13 protein-coding genes are annotated in these 20,740 nt (G+C 63.7%); 5 read left to right on the top strand and 8 right to left on the bottom strand.

Annotated features, from left to right (window positions below):
* Positions 1-26: 26 nt before the first annotated feature.
* From QRM89_RS05415 to dnaA, 7 genes are all read right to left on the bottom strand, one after another.
* On the bottom strand, positions 27-1,223 hold the full coding sequence (locus QRM89_RS05415) for a tetratricopeptide repeat protein (protein WP_225042558.1): 1,197 nt from the start codon (positions 1,221-1,223) through the stop codon (positions 27-29).
* A 138-nt stretch (positions 1,224-1,361) separates the two neighbouring features.
* Complete coding sequence (locus QRM89_RS05410; RefSeq protein ID WP_011035264.1) at positions 1,362-2,168, bottom strand: M48 family metallopeptidase; 807 nt, start codon at positions 2,166-2,168, stop codon at positions 1,362-1,364.
* A 62-nt stretch (positions 2,169-2,230) separates the two neighbouring features.
* Positions 2,231-3,067, bottom strand: coding sequence for a CPBP family intramembrane glutamic endopeptidase (locus QRM89_RS05405; RefSeq protein ID WP_012436860.1), 837 nt, complete (start codon positions 3,065-3,067; stop codon positions 2,231-2,233).
* Between the two features lie 67 nt (positions 3,068-3,134).
* Positions 3,135-5,579 (bottom strand): DNA topoisomerase (ATP-hydrolyzing) subunit B, encoded by a 2,445-nt coding sequence (gene gyrB / locus QRM89_RS05400; RefSeq protein WP_011035262.1) that lies wholly within the window; start codon positions 5,577-5,579, stop codon positions 3,135-3,137.
* Positions 5,580-5,673: 94 nt separating this feature from the next.
* A complete protein-coding gene (gene recF / locus QRM89_RS05395; protein WP_285447460.1) occupies positions 5,674-6,798 on the bottom strand; it encodes a DNA replication/repair protein RecF in 1,125 nt (374 codons plus the stop codon).
* Between the two features lie 881 nt (positions 6,799-7,679).
* Positions 7,680-8,780, bottom strand: coding sequence for a DNA polymerase III subunit beta (gene dnaN / locus QRM89_RS05390; protein WP_011035260.1), 1,101 nt, complete (start codon positions 8,778-8,780; stop codon positions 7,680-7,682).
* A 275-nt stretch (positions 8,781-9,055) separates the two neighbouring features.
* Positions 9,056-10,384, bottom strand: coding sequence for a chromosomal replication initiator protein DnaA (gene dnaA, locus QRM89_RS05385; RefSeq protein ID WP_011035259.1), 1,329 nt, complete (start codon positions 10,382-10,384; stop codon positions 9,056-9,058).
* A 242-nt stretch (positions 10,385-10,626) separates the two neighbouring features.
* Here dnaA and rpmH point away from each other — a divergent pair, with 242 nt between their 5' ends.
* From rpmH to mnmE, 5 genes are all read left to right on the top strand, one after another.
* Complete coding sequence (gene rpmH, locus QRM89_RS05380; RefSeq protein ID WP_002805908.1) at positions 10,627-10,767, top strand: 50S ribosomal protein L34; 141 nt, start codon at positions 10,627-10,629, stop codon at positions 10,765-10,767.
* 38 nt (positions 10,768-10,805) lie between these two features.
* Positions 10,806-11,252 (top strand): ribonuclease P protein component, encoded by a 447-nt coding sequence (gene rnpA / locus QRM89_RS05375; RefSeq protein WP_285447557.1) that lies wholly within the window; start codon positions 10,806-10,808, stop codon positions 11,250-11,252.
* A gap of 15 nt (positions 11,253-11,267) precedes the next feature.
* Positions 11,268-12,989, top strand: coding sequence for a membrane protein insertase YidC (gene yidC, locus QRM89_RS05370; protein ID WP_285447459.1), 1,722 nt, complete (start codon positions 11,268-11,270; stop codon positions 12,987-12,989).
* Between the two features lie 89 nt (positions 12,990-13,078).
* A complete protein-coding gene (locus tag QRM89_RS05365; protein ID WP_285447556.1) occupies positions 13,079-15,784 on the top strand; it encodes a tetratricopeptide repeat protein in 2,706 nt (901 codons plus the stop codon).
* 22 nt (positions 15,785-15,806) lie between these two features.
* The gene (gene mnmE / locus QRM89_RS05360) at positions 15,807-17,147 is read left to right on the top strand and encodes a tRNA uridine-5-carboxymethylaminomethyl(34) synthesis GTPase MnmE (RefSeq protein ID WP_285447458.1); all 1,341 of its coding nucleotides are present in this window, start codon (positions 15,807-15,809) and stop codon (positions 17,145-17,147) included.
* 91 nt (positions 17,148-17,238) lie between these two features.
* Here mnmE and QRM89_RS05355 read toward each other — a convergent pair whose 3' ends face one another.
* Positions 17,239-20,283 carry a carboxypeptidase regulatory-like domain-containing protein gene (locus QRM89_RS05355; RefSeq protein WP_285447457.1) on the bottom strand — a complete coding sequence of 1,015 codons (3,045 nt, stop codon included), beginning with the start codon at positions 20,281-20,283 and terminating at the stop codon, positions 17,239-17,241.
* Between the last annotated feature and the right edge of the window lie 457 nt (positions 20,284-20,740).

Below are 20,740 nucleotides of genomic sequence, written 5' to 3'. Positions count from 1 at the left end.
GGATTTCGGGGGTTTATTTTCTTTTTTTACTTCAGATTGATGATCTTCTTGGCGTCTTCGGGTTTTTTAACACCCTTGGCGATCGCCTGCTGTGCGGCCTGCTTGGCCTCGGGGATGCGTCCTTCCGAATGCAGCACCTTGGCCAGATTCAGATAGGTCTCGCCGTCCTTGGAGAGGGGGGCGGCCTTCTGCCAATTCTCGATCGCCTTCGGCACGTCTTCGCTGTAGTAGTACGACTGCGCCAACGCGAGGTAGGTCTGGTAGTCAGGCTTGAGAATGCCCTTCTGCATGCCCTCGGTGATGACGGCGATGACGTCCTTTTCCTTGTTCTCGGTGTTGGCGTAGATCGAGTACAGCTGCTTGTATTCCTTCTCTTCGGTCAGCTGACCGGACGCGCGCAGCTTGTCCATCACCCCGGCGGCCTTGTCCATCTGGTCGGCCTGCATGTACATGCTGGCCAGATTGAGCTGGGCCTTCTTGTCGTTGGGTGTCTTGGCGGCCAGCGCTTCGGCGGCGGCCACGGCTTCACCGGTCTGCCCGGCTTCGGCGTAGGACGCCATCAACAGCTGGTTCCACGTGTCCTTGGGCTCGGGCGAGGCGGCGATGGCCTGCTTGAGCACCGGAATGGCTTCCTTGTAGCGCTCGGCCTGGTACAGCGCCTGGCCCTTGAGGATCAGATCTTCCGGGCGCTGCGACTTGCTCTCGTCCAGGTACTTGTCCAGCGTGGCCAGACCTTCGGCCTGCTGGTCATCCTGCAACTGCAGCTGCGCCAGCATCAGCATCGACTGGAACTGGCCGTTGTTGTCCAGCGCGTTCAGTGCGATGGCCTGCTGCAGATAGGTCTTGGCAGCGGCGGTGTCGTCCATGTTGTACGCCGCCTGGGCGGCCAGCTGGCCGGCCAGCGCTTTGTCGGCTTCGTTGGCCGAACCATTGGCCAGGATCTCGTCGGCCTGGGTGCGCACCGCCGGGAAATCCTCGCCCTTGTTGAAGGTTTCGATCAGCTTCTGCAGCTTGCTGCCCAGCTTGGACGACGGCTTGATGGTCGGCGCGGTGCGGGTGGACTGCGGGTACAGCTCTTCGGCCTTGCCGCTGTTCTTGGACTTGCGGTTGGCCCGCTCGGTCGAGCGGTCCGACTGCGCGACCGCATCGGTAACGACAGCCCCGCCCAGCGATGCGGCGATGATCAGGGACAACAGGGCGTGCTTGCGGTTGAGCAGTTTCATGATTCACCTCGGACGAGCCGCCGTTGGGCGGTACGAAAAGCGGAATGGAAGCTGTACGAAAATTCTGAGCCGGCAAACTTAGCAGAAAGTCTCAGTTCCCGAAAACGGTTTCCGTGCTGTGGTGCAGCATCGACGCGATTACCCACAACGGGGCACTCGCCCGTCCTGTCGGGCCTGCTGATACACCGGTTGCAGGGCATTGACGTCGGCCTGCAACTCACGGATGCGGTTGGCCGGGTCCGGATGGGTGGACAACCACTGCGGCTGACGGTTGCCGCTGGCGGCCATCATGTTCTGCCACAGGCTCACCGCCTGGGCCGGGTCGAAGCCGGCTTGCGCCATCAGGCGCTGGCCGACCACGTCGGCCTCGCTTTCCTGGGTGCGTGAGCCAGGCAACAGGAACACGGTTTGCGCGGTCATGCCGCCCACCTGGTTCACCGCACTGGCGGCGCCATCGCCATAGGCAGCGCCGGCCAGCGCGCCGATGATGCCAAGGCCGGTCTGGGCGCCTAGCTGGCGGGTGATGCGTTCTTCGTGGTGGCGAGAGATTACGTGCCCGATTTCATGCCCGAGCACGGCGGCCAGCTGATCCTGGGTCTTGGCCACAGTGAAGATGCCGGTATTCACACCGACCTTGCCACCGGGCAGGGCGAAGGCATTGGCTTCGTCGTCAACAAACAGCGCGGTCTCCCAACGAGTCTCGCGCCATTGCGGCGGCAACTGCGCGACCAGGGCATTGACCACGCACTGAACATAGGCGTTCTGCTTGCCGTCGGTGCTGACTTTTTCCTTGGCCTTGGTCTGCGCGAAGGACTCCGCGCCAAGCTTGTCGAGCTGGTCTTGCGTCACGCCACCTACCACCTGACGGCGGCCGGTTGGCGAAGTAGTGGTGGCGCACGCCGTCAACGCGAGGACGGCAACAACGATCAACAACCTGGCTTTCATTCAATCCCCCTTGAACCCTGGGGGCATTTTGGCAGGGTCGTCTTAACTTTTCGTCAAGCGGGTCAGCCAAGACCGAAAAAGTACAGGGCTGCCAAGGCGGTCGCGTTGTTGATCCCATGCGCCAGGATCGGCGCCCACAGCGTGCCGGTGCGCCAATACAGCCATGCAAACGCCGCGCCCATGCCGCCGTAGACCAGCCACAGTTGGGCGATGGCGACCACGCCATTGCCGCTGATGCCGGGCACCTCGTGTACCAGGGCGAAGGTCAGGCTGCTGAGCACCACGCCCAGCCACGGCCGCCCGGCCGCCAGCAGACGCCCGAACAACACGCGCCGGAACAGCAGTTCTTCGTAGGCCGGCGCAATGGCGACCGCAAAGACGACCAGCGCCAGCGGCCATTGCTTGATGGCCTCTTCCATCAGCGGCAGGTTGGTCGGCACCGGCTTGATGCCCAGCGCCGAGGCCAGAACGCTGACCAGATTGCTGAGCATGAATACGCCGGCGGCCACGGCCGCAATCCAGCCCCAGGTCGACCGGCGCCGGATCGCGGCACGCGACGTGGCCTGTTCGGCGGGCGTGGCACGGCGACGCCAGAAGTAGAGCAGCACCGCCGGAGTCGCCGTGCTGACCAACGCGATCAGCAGCTGCACCATGACGCCCGGTTGGCCGATGGCGGCCATGATCGCGGCCGGGGAGGGGCTGCCGCCCTGCGCACGCACGGCCTGCACCTCGCCCATGCTGCGCAGAAAGCCCCACACCGCAAAGCCGGCCACGCTCAACAGCAGCAACAGGCCGATGGCAATCAGCAGATCGATGCAGAAACCGAGCACGGCGGACCGCAGTGACGGTGGACCGGGCACCGACACCGGCGCCGGGGAAGGCGGAAGAACTGCGCTCATCGTCATCCCTGCAGGGCGGCGCACACCGCCACATCGCGCGTGGCGATGCGGCGGTGCAGGCGGCGGATCAGATATCCAGGTTGGAAACCTTCAGCGCGTTGTCCTCGATGAAGTCGCGGCGCGGTTCCACCACATCGCCCATCAAGGTGCTGAAGATCTGGTCAGCCGCCACGGCGTCTTCAATGCGCACCTGCAGCAGGCGCCGCGTGTCCGGATTGACCGTGGTTTCCCACAACTGCTCGGCGTTCATTTCGCCCAGGCCCTTGAAGCGCTGCACCTGGCGGCCCCGTTTGGCCTCCTCCAGCAGCCAGGCTTGCGCCTGCGCAAAGCTGGTGATCGGGTGGCTCTTGTTGCCACGCAGGATCTGCGCGCCTTCGCGCACCAAGCCATGCAGGGCCAGCGCAACCTCGCGCAGCGGACGCAGTTCGCCACTTTCAAACGCGCCCATCGGCAGCACCTGGGTGAATTCCTCGCCCATGTGCTTGCGCACCGACACCAGCGAGGCGGCGGCACTGTCGGTGGCCGGATCGAAGCGCAAGTGATAGCGCGCCGTGCCCAGGGTGCCGCGATTGAGCACTGCCTGCAGCGCATCCAGCGTGGGATGCACGTCGCCTTCGGCCTGCAGCTGCACCACGTCCAGCGGCGGCAGGTCGATCAACGCGGTCAACAGCGCCGGGTCGTAGCGGTGGGCGTTGCGGGCAATGGCCTCCTTGGCGCCAGCGAACAGCAGCAGCAGTTTTTCCAGCGCCTCGCCGGTGATCGGCGGCTCGTCGCTGGCCGGGATCAGCGCTGCACCTTCGACCGCGCTGCTGGCCAGGTAGGCGTTGAGCGCGGCATCGTCCTTGAGATACAGCTCGCTCTTGCCCTGCTTGAGCTTGTACAGCGGCGGCAGGCCGATGTAGATGTAGCCGCGCTCGATCAGCTCCGGCATCTGCCGGTAGAAGAACGTGAGCAGCAGCGTGCGGATGTGCGAGCCGTCCACGTCGGCGTCGGTCATCAGGATGATGCGGTGGTAGCGCAGCTTGTCCGGGTTGTACTCGTCGCGGCCGATGCCGGTGCCCAGCGCGGTGATCAGCGTGCCTACCTGGTCGGAGGCCAGCATGCGATCGAAACGCGCGCGTTCGACGTTGAGGATCTTGCCGCGCAGCGGCAGCACCGCCTGGTTCTTGCGGTTGCGGCCCTGCTTGGCCGAGCCACCTGCCGAGTCACCCTCGACGATGAACAGCTCGGACAGTGCCGGATCCTTTTCCTGGCAATCGGCCAGCTTGCCCGGCAGGCCGGCGATATCCAGCGCGCCCTTGCGGCGGGTCAGATCGCGCGCCTTGCGGGCAGCTTCACGGGCCCGGGCGGCATCGACGATCTTGCCGGTGATGGCCTTGGCTTCGTTCGGGTTTTCCTGCAGGAATTCCTGCAGGCGCGCACCGAAGGCGTTTTCCACCGCCGGGCGCACGTCCGAGCTGACCAGTTTCTCCTTGGTCTGCGAGGAGAAGCTGGGGTCGGGCACCTTCACCGACAGCACTGCGATCATGCCTTCGCGCATGTCGTCGCCGGTCAGGGTGATCTTGGCCTGTTTGGCGATGCCGTTCTGCTCGATGTAGTTGCTCAGCACGCGCGTCAACGCGCCGCGGAAGCCGGCCAGATGCGTACCGCCATCCTTCTGCGGGATGTTGTTGGTGAAGCAGTACATGGTTTCCTGATAGGCGTCGGTCCATTGCAGGGCCACGTCCACCACGATGCCATTGTGCTCGCCGGTCACCGAGATCACGTTCGGGTGCAGCGGGGTCTTGAGCTGGGCCAGATGCTCCACGAAGCTGCGGATGCCGCCTTCGTAGTGGAAATCGTCGCGCCGGCCTTCGCCGCGCTCGTCGATCAGCGCAATCTTGACACCGGAATTGAGGAACGAGAGCTCGCGCAGGCGGCGCGCCAGGATGTCGTAATGGAACTCGACGTCGCTGAAGATCTCCACCGCCGGCTTGAAGCGTAGCGTGGTGCCGCGCTTGGTCGAGGCCTCCAGCTGCTTGAGCGGGTACTGCGGCTCGCCCAGCGCGTATTCCTGCTGGTAGTGGAAGCCGTCGCGCCAGATATCCAGCCACAGGTGCTCGGACAGGGCATTGACCACCGAGACGCCCACGCCGTGAAGGCCGCCGGACACTTTGTAGCTGTTGTCGTCGAACTTGCCGCCGGCGTGCAGCACGGTGAGGATCACCTCGGCTGCGGAGACGCCTTCTTCCTTGTGGATGTCCACCGGAACGCCGCGGCCGTTGTCCGACACCGCTACCGAGCCATCCACGTGGATCTTGACCACGATGTCATCGGCGTGGCCCGCCAGGGCCTCGTCGACCGAGTTATCGACCACCTCGAACACCATATGGTGCAGGCCGGTGCCGTCGTGCACATCGCCGATGTACATGCCGGGGCGCTTGCGGACGGCTTCGAGGCCACGCAGCACAGTGATCTTGCTGGAGTCGTAGGTGCCGTTGGGTGTTGGCGGTGTGGTTTGTTCGTCGGTCATGCGCGTGCCGTTGGCTCCACAACACGCACGAGGACGGCGGAAGCCGTATCGCGCGTGGGAAAAGGGGGATAGCGCGGCAATTATACCAGCCGGCTCATGCCAGCCGCGGCGGATCAGTCGCGCCGGCCGTGGGCACAAGCTGACCGTGTTCCACGTGGAACCGGTGCAGGGTCTTGCCGGCGTCGGCTAGTCCTGGGGGAAGTTCAGTTGCGGTGATCAGCACCTGCGCCGGCGCGCTGGCCAAACGCTGGATCACCCGGGCCTGATGATGACGATCCAGCTCGGAACCCAGATCATCCAGCGCCATGACGGGCCATTCGCCACGCTCGTGCGCGAAATCCTCCGCTTGGGCAAGCAGGCAGGCCAGTGCCGTGAGCTTGGCCTGCCCCCGTGACAGCGCGTCCTTGCCGGGTAGGGCGTCGAACACCGGCGCCCAGTCAGCGCGGTGCGGGCCCTGCGAGGTGTAGCCGTTCTGGCGGTCGCGTTCGCGGGCGAGCAGCAGGGCATCCGCCAACGAAACCTCGTGGCGGCGCCAGCCGGGTGCGAACGTCAGTGCAGACAGGCCGAGGGACGGGGCAATGGCCGTTGCGACCGGGAGTAGGCGTTCCTGCAGCCGCTCCAAGTACTGCAGGCGCCGCGAGGTGAGGGTTTCGCCGGATTCCGCTAGTTCGTGATCCCAGGCATCCAGCATGCGCGGCTGTGCGCCCTGCTTGAGTAAGGCGTTGCGCTGCTTGAGTGCGCGCGCGTACCGGCGCCACAGCGCCAGAAAGTCAGGTTCCACGTGGAACAAGCCCCAATCCAGGAAACGCCGCCTTGGTTCGCCGCCACCGCTGATCAGCACATGGCTGCCAGGCTCGAAAGTCACCACCGCAAGTGCGGCACACAGCGACCCGAGTTGGGCCACGTCCTCGCCATCCAGGCGGCCGGTCCATTCCTGCCCGCTGTGCCGCAGGCCGGCACGGCGTGTGCGCTCGGTGTTGTCGCCCGCACGTTCGCGCCATTCGACGAATATTTCCAGATCCTGCCCACCCTGGCGGATCAACCCATCCCGCACCCGGCCACGAAAGCTGCGCCCGTAGGCCATGACATGCAGGGCTTCAAGCACGCTGGTCTTGCCGGCACCGTTGTCGCCGGTCAACAGATTCAACGTACTGGCTGGATGAAACTCGACTGCTTCGAAGCGACGAAGTCGATGGATGGACAACCGCGCTACATGCATCGATCGGTCTGCTTGGCCTTGAAGTCCGGCATCGGACGGGGCGGAGCATACGTGATCGGCAGTGGACGTGCTTCGGCAAACATTTCCGTCACGCGGCAACAAACTGGGGACAAGTTGTGGACAGTTTTGGCGCCCACGGTGGTCGTTTCGCTTATCCACAGGTAATCAGGTCGTTTGAGCGGGTCTAGACACAGGGTTTCAAGGCGACAAAAGCGTTTAAGAACAGATGCTTAACCTACTTTTCGGCGCAATCTGGCCCTACCATCACCACCAAGCCTTTAAGATTTATCTAGATTTAAAAGCTTTGAGCGTTATGCATAACTCAAAAACTACTTGAGAAGCCTTGCTCCAATCGCATAAAGACCTCCCCAGGAGACCTGGTCTCCTACAGGGGCGCTGATTCTTTCTGCTTCGGATGTTTATAGATCAATTGACGCCGTCAGTTGTTTTACGGAGCGGGGCGAACTGGAGCGGATAGCGTATGCCGATAGCCGCAACGTGCTATGCCCACGAAACCGCAAGCGCTTTCGAGCCTTGATCGGAAGAGGGCAAATAATTGTTTCTGTGATTGCTCAAGATGGCTCTTGCGGCGCTCAGAGCCGGCCCAGGCCAAGCGCGCGTAACATCCGCCCATTGCCACGGGACACAAGTCAGCAGTTGATCCGCCTGCGCGGAAGCTCGCTGCCTCAGCCAATCCGCATGACTTCGCACCACCGGTCGGTCACGACATCTCAGGTCGAACCAAGGCACGTTGGCTCGAGAAACATCGAGTACGCCGTCAGGCACGTCGATGGCAGAGAGCCATCTGTCTCAATGTTCCTCGGCCCACAAAAAAGGCCCGGCTTACGCCGGGCCCTTCGTGTTCCACGTGGAACGCAGCGTCAGAGACGCAACGGCATCACGACGTGGCGGGACTTCTCGCTGCTAGCCTCACGTACCAACGCCGACGAATTGGCATCGCGCAGCTGGATCACCACATGCTCGTCGCGCAGTGCAGAGAGCGCATCCAGCAGATAGTTCACGTTGAAGCCGATGGCCAGATCATCGACCTTGGTATCGGCCTCGATCTCTTCCTGCGCTTCTTCCTGCTCCGGGTTGTGCGCGCTGATCTTCAGCTGGCCGGGCGATACTTCGACGCGAACGCCGCGGTACTTTTCGTTCGACAGAATCGCCGCACGCTGCAGTGACGCACGCAGCGCCTCGCGGTCCACCTTGACCTCACGGTCTGCGCCAATCGGAATCACCGCCTCGTAATCCGGAAAACGGCCGTCGATCAGCTTCGAGGTGAAGGTGACATCGCCGCGCTTGACGCGGATATGGCTACGGCCCAGTTCCAGCTCGACATCGCGATCAGCCGCCTCCAGCAAGCGCAGCAGCTCGGTCACGCCCTTGCGCGGCACGATGATCTGGCGCTTCGCGCTACCGGACTTTTCCAGCTCGGTCTCGCACAGTGCCAAGCGGTGACCGTCGGTCGCCACGCAGCGCAGCAGGCCATCGCGCAGGTCGAACAGCAGGCCGTTGAGGTAATAACGCACGTCCTGCTGGGCCATCGCGAACGCCGTGCGCTCCATCAGCTCCTTCAGCCCGGCTTCCGGCACGGCTACACGCTCGGTGGCCTCGACTTCGTCCACCGACGGGAAGTCGTTGGCCGGTAGCGTGGCGAGCGTAAAGCGGCTGCGCCCGGCCTGCACCGTGACCTTGTCACCGGTCTGCGAGACGGTTACGCGGCTGCCGTCAGGCAGGGCCCGCAGGATGTCGAACAGCTTGCGCGCGGGGATCGTGGTTTCGCCGTCCTGGGCGTCCTCGACCATAGTGCGCGAGATCATTTCGACTTCCAGGTCGGTCCCCGTCAGCGACAGCTGACCGTTGTTCACCTGCACCAGCAAGTTCGCCAGTACCGGCAATGTCTGACGCCGTTCGACGACATTGACCACCTGGGCCAACGGCTTGAGGAAGGCTTCGCGCTGCAGTGTGAAACGCATGTGGTTCCGTGCCCCTATGCTTTAAAGATGTGGAATAAATCAAAAGCTTGGTGGTGATGGTAGGGCCGTTTTCGGCGGACAACCACGCTAACGTATTGTTTCCAAGGACATTTTTGAGCTTGAAAGTCTATGGACTAGTGCCCCTGGAGCGGTGGGAAAACCTGTGGATAGTTTTCGCCTCAACGCTGCAGCCGCATTTATCCACAGATTCTCCCGCATTTGGCCCCAACTCATCCACGCTTTTTTCCAAGCCGAGCGAGAAGGGCGCCGAACGCTCACTCGCTCAGCTTGCGAATCAGCTTTTCCCAGTCCTCGCGCAGCTTGCCGTCGGCCTCCATCAGCGTGCGGATCTGCCGGCAGGCGTGCAGCACGGTGGTGTGGTCGCGGCCGGCAAACGCATCGCCGATCTCGGGAAGGCTGTGCTCGGTCAACTCCTTGGCGAGCGCCATCGCCACCTGGCGCGGGCGCGCCAATGAGCGGGTGCGGCGCTTGGAAAGCAGGTCCTTCATCTGCAGGCCGTAGTAGTCCGCCACGGTCTTCTGGATGTTGGGAATGCCGATCGCCTGCTGCTGCGCACGCAACAGGTCACGCAGCGTCTCCTGTGCGAACTCCACAGTGATCGAGCGGCCAGTGAAGTTGGCGCGGGCCACCAACGTGTTGAGCGCCCCTTCCAGGTCGCGCACGTTCGAGCGCATCTTCTTGGCGATCAGAAACGCCACGTCGTCGGGAATCTCGGCGCCGCGCTCGCGCGCCTTGGCCAGCACGATCGCCGCACGCGTCTCGAAATCCGGCGGGTCGATCGCCACCGACAGGCCCCAGGCCAAGCGCGACTTCAGCCGCGGCTCCAGGCCCTCGACTTCGCGCGGATAGCGGTCGCAGGTCAGGATGATCTGCTGGCGGCCGTCGAACAGCGCGTTGAAGGTGTGGAAAAACTCTTCCTGCGTGCGGTCTTTGCCGGCGAAAAACTGGATGTCGTCGATCAGCAGCGCATCGATCTGCTGGAACTGGCGCTTGAACTGGTCCATCGCCTTGTCCTGCAACGCGCGGATCATCGCGCTGAAGAACTGTTCCGAGCGCAGGTACATCACCTTGGCGGCCGGATTGGCCTGGCGCAGCGCGTTGCCGGCCGCGAACATCAGATGGGTCTTGCCCAGCCCGGTGCTGCCGTACAGCAGCAACGGGTTGTGCGCCCGGTCGCCCGGCTTCTGCGCGGCCTGGATCGCCGCGGCCAGACCGAGCTGGTTGCTGCGGCCTTCCACGAAGTTGGCGAAGGTGTAGTGCGAATCCAGGTTGCCGGCGAAGGGCACGATCGGCGCGGCCGCCGGCGCACTGGCGACGGCTTGCGGTGCCGGCAGCGGCTCCGGCGCACGCGGACGGGAGCCGACCGCCAGCGCCACCTCGCCATTACCGGCGAAATACGCCAGCAACTCGCGGATGCGCGGCAGGTATCGCTCGCGGACCTGCTCAACGATGAAGGCATTCGGCGCATACAGCACGATGCTGTCGCCGCGGTCTTCGGCCTGCAGGGGTTTCAACCAGGTGTGGACATCTTCGGGCGGGAATTCAGCTTCGAGACGTTCCAGACAGCGGGGCCAAGCATCCATCAAAGTGTGATCATCTGTTGCTGGCTGCGGCGCGCAGAAAAGCGCCGTGCTCGCAGCCCGGTCGTGACAAGAGGATGGACCAGACTAGCACCCGGGGCAGGCTTTTCCCAGGGTTATTCACAGGTCCATCCACAGGCCATGCACACCGTCACTTGCGGTAAAGCCAGCAGGGAGTTGACCCGGCCCCGACAGCTCCTATAGAATTTCCGGTTCTATTCGTCTCCATCCATGCAGAGGGCCCCATGGCCACCAAGCGTACTTTCCAACCCAGCAACCTGAAGCGAGCACGCGACCATGGCTTCCGCGCACGTATGGCAACCGCCGACGGCCGCAAGATCCTGGCTCGCCGCCGCGCCAAGGGCCGCAAGCGCCTGAGCGCTTGATTGCCGCGCCGCTCCCTGCGGCCGAGGCAATCCCTTCAGTGAACGCATCGAACCCGTGCAGGCGATTTCCTCGCTCTGCGCGGGTTCGTACGCGTGCGCAATATACGGTCGTCTTCGATATCGCGCGCCGCACCTCGGACCCGTTGCTGAGCCTGCACTGGCGCAGTGGCGAGACGCCGCCGCGCCTGGGCATGGCGGTGTCGCGCAAGGTCGATACGCGTGCGGTGGGGCGCAACCGCATCAAGCGGGTGCTGCGCGATGCCATGCGCCACCTGCTGCCGGAGCTTGCCGGCGGTGACTACGTCATCGTGGCCCGTTCGGCGGCCGCGAAAGCGACCAATCCACAGATCCGCGACGCCTTCGTACGTCTGCTGCGCCGTGCCGGCGCATTGCCCCTGCCTGCCGCGCCCGGCACAATGCCGCCCGCCAGGGCACCGCGCCCATCCTCCCTTTCCCCGACAGAGCCGGACCCCCGTTCCGACTGAGCGAGTTGCTGCCCGATGAACCAGACCCGTGTTTTCCTGATTTTTGCCTGGCTGATGGTCGCGGCACTGCTGTGGATGGAGTGGGGCAAGGACAAGGCGGCCGCCAATGCGCCGACGCCGATCGCCTCGCAGGCGGTCCCGGCGGCGCGCGATCCGGACGCCACGGCCCCTGCGGCGAACGTGCCGTCGGCACAGGCGATCCCGCAAGCCGGCAGCCCTGCCGCGGTGCCTGCGACCAGCACCACCACGGCCACGCCCGTGGCGGCAGGTGCCGCGCCGGCAATCACCCTGACCTCGGACGTGCTGCGCCTGAAGCTGGACGGCCGCAGCGTGCTGGACGCCGAGCTGTTGCAGTTCCCGCAGACCAAGGACGGCACCGAGCCGGTCAAGTTGCTGACCGAAGATGCCGCGCATCCGTATAACGCCACCAGCGGCTGGGCCAGCGAGCGCTCGCCGGTGCCGGGCGTGGGCGGCTTCCGTGCCGAGCAGCCGGGCACCACGTTTGAACTGGCCAAGGGCCAGAACACCCTGGTGGTGCCGTTCGTGTGGAACGGCCCCAATGGCGTATCGATCCGCCGCACTTTCACCTTGCAGCGCGGCAGCTACGCGATCTCGATCAAGGATGAGGTGATCAACAAGAGCGATGCGGCGTGGAACGGCTATGTGTTCCGCAAGCTGAGCCGGGTGCCGACCATCCTCAGCCGCGGCATGACCAACCCGGATTCCTTCAGCTTCAACGGCGCGACCTGGTACAGCCCGCAGGAAGGGTACGAGCGCCGCGCGTTCAAGGACTACATGGACGACGGTGGCCTGAATCGCCAGATCACCGGCGGCTGGGTGGCCCTGCTGCAGCATCACTTCTTCACCGCGTGGATCCCCCAGAAGGACCAGGCCTCGCTGTACGTGCTGGCGCAGGATGGCCCGCGTGACGTGGCTGAACTGCGTGGCCCGGCCTTCACCGTGGCACCGGGCCAGAGCGCCAGCACCGAGGCGCGCCTGTGGGTGGGCCCGAAGCTGGTCAGCCTGCTCGCCAAGGAAGACGTGAAGGGTCTGGACCGCGTGGTCGACTACAGCCGCTTCTCGATCATGGCCATCATCGGCCAGGGCCTGTTCTGGGTGCTGAGCCATCTGCACAGCTTCCTGCACAACTGGGGCTGGGCGATCATTGGCCTGGTGGTGCTGTTGCGACTGGCGCTGTATCCGCTGTCGGCCGCGCAGTACAAGTCCGGTGCAAAGATGCGCCGCTTCCAGCCGCGCCTGGCGCAGCTGAAGGAGCGCTACGGCGACGATCGCCAGAAGTACCAGCAGGCGACGATGGAGCTGTTCAAGAAGGAAAAGATCAACCCAATGGGTGGCTGCCTGCCGCTGCTGATCCAGATGCCGATCTTCTTCGCGCTGTACTGGGTGTTGGTGGAATCGGTGGAACTGCGCCAGGCGCCGTGGCTGGGCTGGATCCAGGACCTGACCGCACGCGATCCGTACTTCATCCTGCCGATTTTGAACATTTCGATCATGTGGGCGACGCAGAAGCTGACCCCGACCCCGGGCATGGACCCGATGCAGGCCAAGATGATGCAGTTCATGCCGCTGGTGTTCGGCGTCATGATGGCCTTCATGCCGGCCGGCCTGGTGCTGTACTGGGTCGTCAACGGCGGTCTGGGTTTGTTGATCCAGTGGTGGATGATCCGCCAGCACGGCGAGAAGCCGAGCAAGATCATCCAGGCCAACGCCAAGTAAGTGGAACAAGGCCCGCCGCAAGGCGGGCTTTGTACATGTGCCCCCGCAGTGCACCACCGCACGTGCTGACCATTGCCAAGGATGCGTTCGTGATGTCATCGCCGCTGCACCGCCTGTTGCTGTGCGCCAGTTATGTGGGGCTGTTGCTGCTGGCTGGCTGCGGCAAACCGCAGGACGGGCGCGATGGGCAGGAGGCTGCCAAGCCAGCCGCATCCGCCACATCTGCCGCGCAAAACGATCCCGCTGCCGAAGCTGCGCGCGCCCTGATCGTGCAGTTGCGCGAACAACTGGACCGGCATCGCCGCATCATCGTGTTGCTGGCCGATGAGGCCGCGCAATCGCCGCGCGACCGTGCCACCTCCAGCAGCGTGGGCCAGCAGTTGTTCCATGAGAACCTCGAGCAGCGCGAGCGTATTGCTGCACGGTTCGAGACCGTGCTGGCCTCCAAGGCGTCCACCCGCTTCGCTACCCTTGCCACGGTGTTGGACGACGTCGAGTCGGCGCCCGATCTCTACGATGCCGATCGCCTGGCCTTTCGCGAAGTGCTGTGCGATTTGCACGCGCGTATTGGCCGCGATTCGGCATTGCCGGCGGTGAAACTGCACCAACGCATTGGCGAAGACCTGGAGGCGCTGGATGAAATCGAGCGCACCTACAACACCGAGCTGACCCAGATCTTCTCCCGCTTCGATCGCAGCCGCGCCATCACGCCCAAGCGCGAGAAATGGGACGACTACGTGGCGCATCTGCGCACGCTGTACACGCGCGAAAAGATCCTGCGCGACCACGGCGTGGTGGAGCCGTATCCGTTCTCCGCGCGCGACAGCGAGAGCGAGATCTTCGGCCGCGATCTGCCGCCCAAGACGGTGGTGCTGACCTTCGACGATGGCCCGCACAAGGCGTATACCGAAGAGATCGTGGCCATCCTCAAACGCTACGACGTGCCCGGCGTGTTCTTCGAAGTGGGCCGCAATCTGGGCAACCTGGATGCGCAAGGCAAGCCGACCCTGGCGCCGCTGGCCAAGATTAGCCACAGCCTGATGGAAGAAGGCTATGCGGTGGGCAATCACAGCCTCACCCATGCACAGCTATCCAAGACCACCGGTGCGGCCTTGCGCAGCCAGGTGCTGGATACCGACACGCTGTTGCGTGCGGTGGACAACAAGCGCGCGCCACTGTTTCGGTTTCCGTATGGCGCACGCAATGCCGAAGGGCTGCAGTTGCTCGGCGAAGCGGGCCTGAAATCGATCATGTGGAACATCGATTCGATGGACTGGGCCGACCCGGTGCCGGAATCGATCGTGCAGCGCGTGCTGGACCAGGTGAACAAGGAGCAGCGCGGCATCGTGCTGTTCCACGATATCCACGACCGCGCCGTGAAAGCGTTGCCGCAGATCCTGGATCGCCTGATTGCCGATGGCTACCAGTTTGCCGGCTGGAACGGGCGCGATTTCTCGGTGGCGCGCGCACCCAGCGCGACCGCGGCCGCAACGGTGACCACCGGTTATGCCAAGTCGTGGGCGATCGTGATCGGCATCGACGACTACGCGCGCTGGCCCAAGCTCGAATACGCCGCCAACGATGCGCAGGCGATTGCCAACACCTTGACCGGCCCGTTGGGGTTTCCGTCGTCGCAGGTGATCGTGCTCAAGAATGCCGAAGCCACCCGCAACAATATCCTGGCCGCGTTCCATGACCGGCTCGGCGATGGTCGCGCGCAGACCAACGACCGCGTGTTCGTGTTCTTCGCCGGGCATGGCGCCACGCGCCGGCTCGCCTCCGGGCGCGACCTGGGCTACATCATCCCGGTGGATTCGGACCCGGAGCATCTGGCCAATGATGCGATCGCGATGAGCGACCTGCAGAACATCGCCGAAAGCCTGCAGGCCAAGCACGTGCTGTTCGTGATGGATGCCTGCTACAGCGGTTTGGGATTGACCCGTGGTGGTCCAAGTTCCAGCGCCTACCTGCGTGAGAACGCCCGCCGCATCGCGCGCCAGATGCTCACCGCCGGCGGCGCCGATCAACAGGTGGCCGACAGTGGCCCGAATGGGCATTCGGTATTTACCTGGGTGGTGTTGCAGGCACTGGCCGGCAAAGGCGATCTCAATGGCGATGGCTTGATCACCGGAACCGAGCTGGCCGCGTATGTCGCGCCGGCCGTGTCTGCGGTGTCGGCGCAGACGCCGGCATTCGGCAGTTTGCCGGGATCGCAGGGCGGTGAGTTTGTGTTTCAGGTGCCGAGTGGCGAAGAATTCCTCACCGCCGACACCGCGCAGTTGTCGGCGGCGGCGATCGCGCTCAATGGCCGCGTGGATGCAGTGCGCCCGGCGGCGGTGAGCGCCGGCGTACCGGCAAACGCGACGCCGGTGACGGTCAAGACCTTGCAGGGCGGCGAAGCCACATTGGTGTTGCCGACCGCGGTGAAGAGCAGCGACCGTCAGCGTGCGCAATTGGCCAACGAACGTGGTCTGCAGCTGTACAAGGAAAAACGCTACGCCGATGCCGCCGAGCAGTTCGCCGAAGCCCTGAAGCTGCGGCCGGACTTTGCATTGGCTGCCAATAACCTGGGGTTTGTGTACTACCGCCAGGAGCGCTATGCCGAAGCCGCACGCTGGCTGGAAAACACCTTGAAAATCGATCCCTCGCGCGCGGTGGCCTATCTCAACCTCGGCGATGCCTATGCCAAGGCAGGCGATCACGAGAAGGCACGCAAGGCCTACACCACCTATCTCGCCTTGCAGCCGCAAGGTGCCGGTGCCGAGCAGGCACGCGCACAGTTGCAGACTCTGTGATTTCTCTTCGTTCTCTCTTCGCATGAATGCTTCGCCTTCCACCATCGTTGCCATCGCCACTGCTGCCGGAATTGGCGGTATCGGTATCGTGCGGCTGTCTGGCCCGCAGTCTGTACAGATCGCCACCGCGCTGGGCATCGCCGGACTGCAACCGCGGCATGCGCGTTACGCGCGGTTTCGTGATGCGCAGGGCGAGGTCATCGATGACGGCATCGCGGTGTGGTTCCCCGCGCCGCATAGTTTCACCGGCGAAGAGGTGGTGGAGCTGCAGGGCCACGGCAGCCCGGTGCTGCTACGGCAATTGGTGGCCCGCTGCATCGCGCTGGGTGCACGCCAGGCGCGTGCGGGTGAGTTCAGCGAGCGGGCCTTCCTCAACGGCAAACTCGATTTGGCTCAGGCCGAAGCCATTGCCGACCTGATCGCCGCCGGCGATCTGCGCGCAGCGCGTGCGGCACGCAGATCGCTCGACGGTGTGTTCTCGCGACGCGTGGATGCGGTGAGTGAGAGCCTCACGCGGTTGCGCATCCATGTGGAAGCGGCGATCGACTTCGCCGATGAGCCCCTGGACACGCTGGGCGGCGCGCAGGTGCGCGAGGAGCTCAGCCGCACGCGCGCACTGCTTGCGCAGCTGTTGCGCGATGCCGAACGTGGACGCAAGTTGCGCGATGGTTTGCACGCAGTACTCATCGGCCCGCCCAACGCCGGCAAGAGTTCCTTGCTCAACGCCTTGGCCGGCAGCGAGCGGGCGATCGTCACCGATGTCGCCGGTACCACGCGCGATACCTTGCACGAGGCGATCCAGCTCGATGGCTTCGAACTGACCCTGGTCGATACCGCAGGCCTGCGCGAGGGCGGCGATGCCATCGAGCGCGAAGGCATGCGCCGCGCGCGCGCCGAACTGCAGCGTGCCGACCTGGCGCTGGTCGTGCTGGATGCACGTGACCCGCAGGCCGCGCGCGATGCCCTCGGCGATGCCATTGATGCGGTACCGCGCCGGTTGTGGATCCACAACAAATGCGACCTGCTGGCTGTGGCTGGGCCAATGGACGCCGATGCGATCGCGGTGTCTGCGGTGACCGGGCAGGGGCTGGAGCACCTGCACACCCGCCTGCGCGAACTGGCGCTGGGCGATGGCATAGAAAGCGTGGATGGCGAATTTTCAGCGCGCACGCGGCATGTCGATGCATTGCACCGCGCCGAACAACATGCCGACGCCGCAGATCTGGAGCTGCGCTACGAGCAGCTCGAACTGGCCGCCGAAGAACTGCGTCTGGCGCATGAAGCCCTCGGCGAAATCACCGGAAAGCTCAGCGCGGACGATTTACTCGGCAAGATCTTTTCGAGTTTTTGTATCGGGAAGTGATGCGGTGGCCGCGACCTCGCTCATGCGCCACCCATCAAAAATCCGGCCTCTTGCGAGGCCGGATGCTGTGGTCACTTCATCATGCGCACGCTCAGAAGTCGTAGCGTGCCGTCAGCCGGAACGAGCGCGGTGTTTGGTAATTGCCATCGTTCAAATAGTTCGGGCTGATCACATCACGCGAGGCCTCACTGAATTCGTTGTACTCGGTGACGCGATCGTTGTTGAACAGGTTGAAGACGTCGAGCTTGATGCGCAGCTTGTTGTCGGCCCAATTGGGGATGTAGGCCGCTGCCAGATCGAAGGTCCAGGTCCATGGTGTGCGGCCTTCGTCGCCACGTTGGCGTAGCTCGCGTGTGCCTTCAGCGTTCAAGCAATAAAAGCTTGAGCCGCTGTAACCGCTGAGATTGCCCTGGTCAGGCTGCGGAATATCGTCCAGTGGGATATAGCCCTGGCAGTTGATCGGGCGGCCGGACTGCAGCACCAGATTTCCGCCGAACTGCCATTCGGGCGTGAGGTTGTATGCCCCGAACAGCTTGAGCGTGTGCTGACGATCGTTCGGGGTCGGCCCATAGGTGCCATCGGTGAACAGACGGTGGTCGAAGTCCTGGGTGAGGCCGGCATCTTCCTGCTCCAGTGTGGAATTGACGTAGCCCTCGACGTTGCCGCGTGTCCTGGCAAACGTATAGGAGCCCTGGAAGTTGAACTTCTCGCCGGTCCGTTCCCAGAAGAATTCCAGCGCGGTGTGGAGGCGACGGTACTCGGGTAGTCCAAGGTACGAGGCAGGCAAGGTGGCCAGTTCGACTTCGCCATCACCGTTCAAATCGACATTGAGGGTGACATCGCTTCCTGGATTGAGGAAGTAGCAGCTCGGCACGGATCCTGGATCGAAATCGGGATAGCCGTTGTCTGCGGCCCAATCAATCCAGGGGTTGGTTGTGCAGGTGTCGTCCATGCCGGACTTCACTTCGCGGCGGATCATGCGCACACCCGCCATCCAGTTCTCGGTCAGCTGCAATTGGCCACCCAGGATCACTTCGTCCTGGTACATCGGCGACAGGTTGGTCGATGCGACAGAGGCCGGATTCGGCGCAGTGAGCGAGCCGTTGGCCTGGGTCTGGCCGATCTGCGCACCTTGACCCACCGGCGTGCCATCGGCTTCGCTCCAGCCATTGACGAAGTACCAGTTGGACACGGTCGATTCGGCACCGGTGGCACGGATACTCGAGTTGGTTGCCACCGGAATGTAGTAGCGGCCGGCGGTACCGAATAGCTTAAGGCTGGCGTCGCCGAGCACATCCCAGGAGAAGCCAAGGCGCGGCGCCATTTTGTAATCGGACTCGATCCAGGCGATGCCATCACCGTTCTTGTTTTCGAACTTTTCACCACGCAGGCCGAGCACGGCAAGGAAGTTCTCGGTGACCTGCCAGTTGTCTTCCAGATAGAACGCGCTATTGGTGTTCTCGTAGCTGGAGCTGCTGGTCTGATACACGCGTGAGCGTGCGTACAGCGCACCGCGCGGCACGAGCTGACCGTTGACCGTACGCCCCGGCTGTCCGGCAAACGCGCCGGTTGCGACAGCATTGCCCGGCACGGTGTAGTACGCCCAGTTGATGCCGCCGGCGTAGGTCTGGCCACGGTGGCTGGATTCGTATTTTTCCTGATCCACACCAAAGCGCAGTCGGTGCTCGCCCAGCACCCATTCGCCATCCACGCGGAAGGCTTTGCGGATGTCTTCATCGGGTTCGGCATCCAGATCAGCGATGGTCGTGATCGTGCCCGGGTTGCAGCCGATATAGCGGTCGACCACGCTGGTGGTCAGGCCGAAGCTGTACGCCCATGGGCACTCTCCGCCGGCGGGATTGGCAGGTAAGCGGGAATCGATCAGGTTGCTCAAATAGCCGTATTGCGCCGACAGGGTGAAATTGTCGGTGAAGTAGCCGGTGTACTTAAGGATGCCGACCTTGCCGCCGTTTTCCATCTCGTACTGCTCGATCGGCACTTCGTGCCTGCCAACGTTGTAGCGGTTATCGCCGTTGGCGTCGGTGTCGTATTCGTAGGTGCGGTACTTGGTCTTGGCCTGGTTGTAGATGCCGGTGAATTCGACCAGGTTGCTGTCGTTGATGTACCAGTCGAGTTTGACCAGGCCCTGCGGCGTCGTGTCACTGACACGCCGGCTGGTCAGCGCGTAAAAGTTGTCTTCCGTCTCCTGGCGGCCTTCCACCATTGCAAAGAAGAACAAGCGGTCCTTTATGATCGGGCCGCTGGCGTAAGCCGAATAGATGGTGCTGTCGAACTGGTCATCGCTACGGTATTGGTACAGCGGGTCCGACGCATCGGGATCGCGCTCGCGTACGTTCTTGGCTGCTGCAGCGCCCCAGTCCGGTGCCCATTCAACGCTGGCGCCGTAATGCCAGTCGTTGGAGCCGGACTTGGTCACGATGCTGACGATGCCGCCCAGCGAGCGCCCGTACTCGGCACCGTAGCCGCCGGTCTTGATCTGCAGCTGGCCGATGCCCTGGAACGGGATGTTGGCGAAGGACAGGAACGTGCGCATGTTGGTCACGTCGAAGCCGTTGATGTAGTAGCCGTTCTCGGCCACCGAGGAGCCGCCGAACGAGGCCAGATTGCCCGCGCCCAGGCCGCTGTCGCCGCGAACGGCGCCCGGTGCCAGCAGCGCCACCGACGACACATCACTGGCTACCGGCAGCGAGACCATCTGCTCGGCCGTGAACACCGTGGTCGATTCCACTGACGACACGTCGATCGGATTGAAGGCCTGTACGCCCACGACCTCCACACGGTCCAGCGTCTTGGCATCGCTGCCGAGCAATACCTGCGAGCCGCTACCGACCTTGACGTCCACCTCGCGCGTCACCCCATCGGCGGTGATCACGTACTTGCCCGGTGGCAATTGACTGAAGGTGAAACGCCCGTCCGCGCCCGCGGTGATCGAGCGGCTGACGCCGGTCTGCGGGCTCTGGATGGCGATCGTGCTTCCTGGCTGGCCGCTACCGAAGATCGAGCCGACTGCGCTCTGCGCCTGCACCCCACCGACGACGCACATCCCCAACGCAAGACTCAAGGCACTGCGCTTGATGTTCCTGGACAACACACTACGGACCCCTGGACGCGTCATTCCTCTCTCTCCTGATGAATTCGGTCACGGACACTGCAGACGTGGGACTCGACTGCGATCGCAGTCGAGGGGAACTGCACTTCGGGGATCGCCTGAACAACCTGAATGGAGGTCAGCTTCCTGAAGCCTGTCTGAAGATTAACCCAGGATTTACAGAGATGTCATCTTCCGGGAACCTTTGACGAGATCGGTGCTTTCGGGCCGGGATTCGCAAGGCCAAATGCTGTATGCGAATGAAGTATTTGCCGCTGCTGCGGATGCCCCCAAGGGCGCCAGGGGTTCAGGCGAACGCCGGAAGAAGCAAGCCAGTGCGCGCACGTCTTTCGGCCACAGCGAGGCGGTGCGACAGCTGGGCGAGTCAGTGCCGGGAGAACACGCCCGCAGATCGACCAAGCGGGTCTCTCGCATCTCTTGCGGAAGCATTACCTGCCAAGAGGCCGCCCACTGCTGTGCTCGG

This window comes from Xanthomonas sp. LMC-A-07 (assembly GCF_030208825.1).
Taxonomy (GTDB): Bacteria; Pseudomonadota; Gammaproteobacteria; order Xanthomonadales; family Xanthomonadaceae; genus Xanthomonas; species Xanthomonas campestris.
The sequence above is the reverse complement of the archived record's forward strand: the minus strand, read 5'-3'. Positions and strand labels throughout refer to the sequence as shown.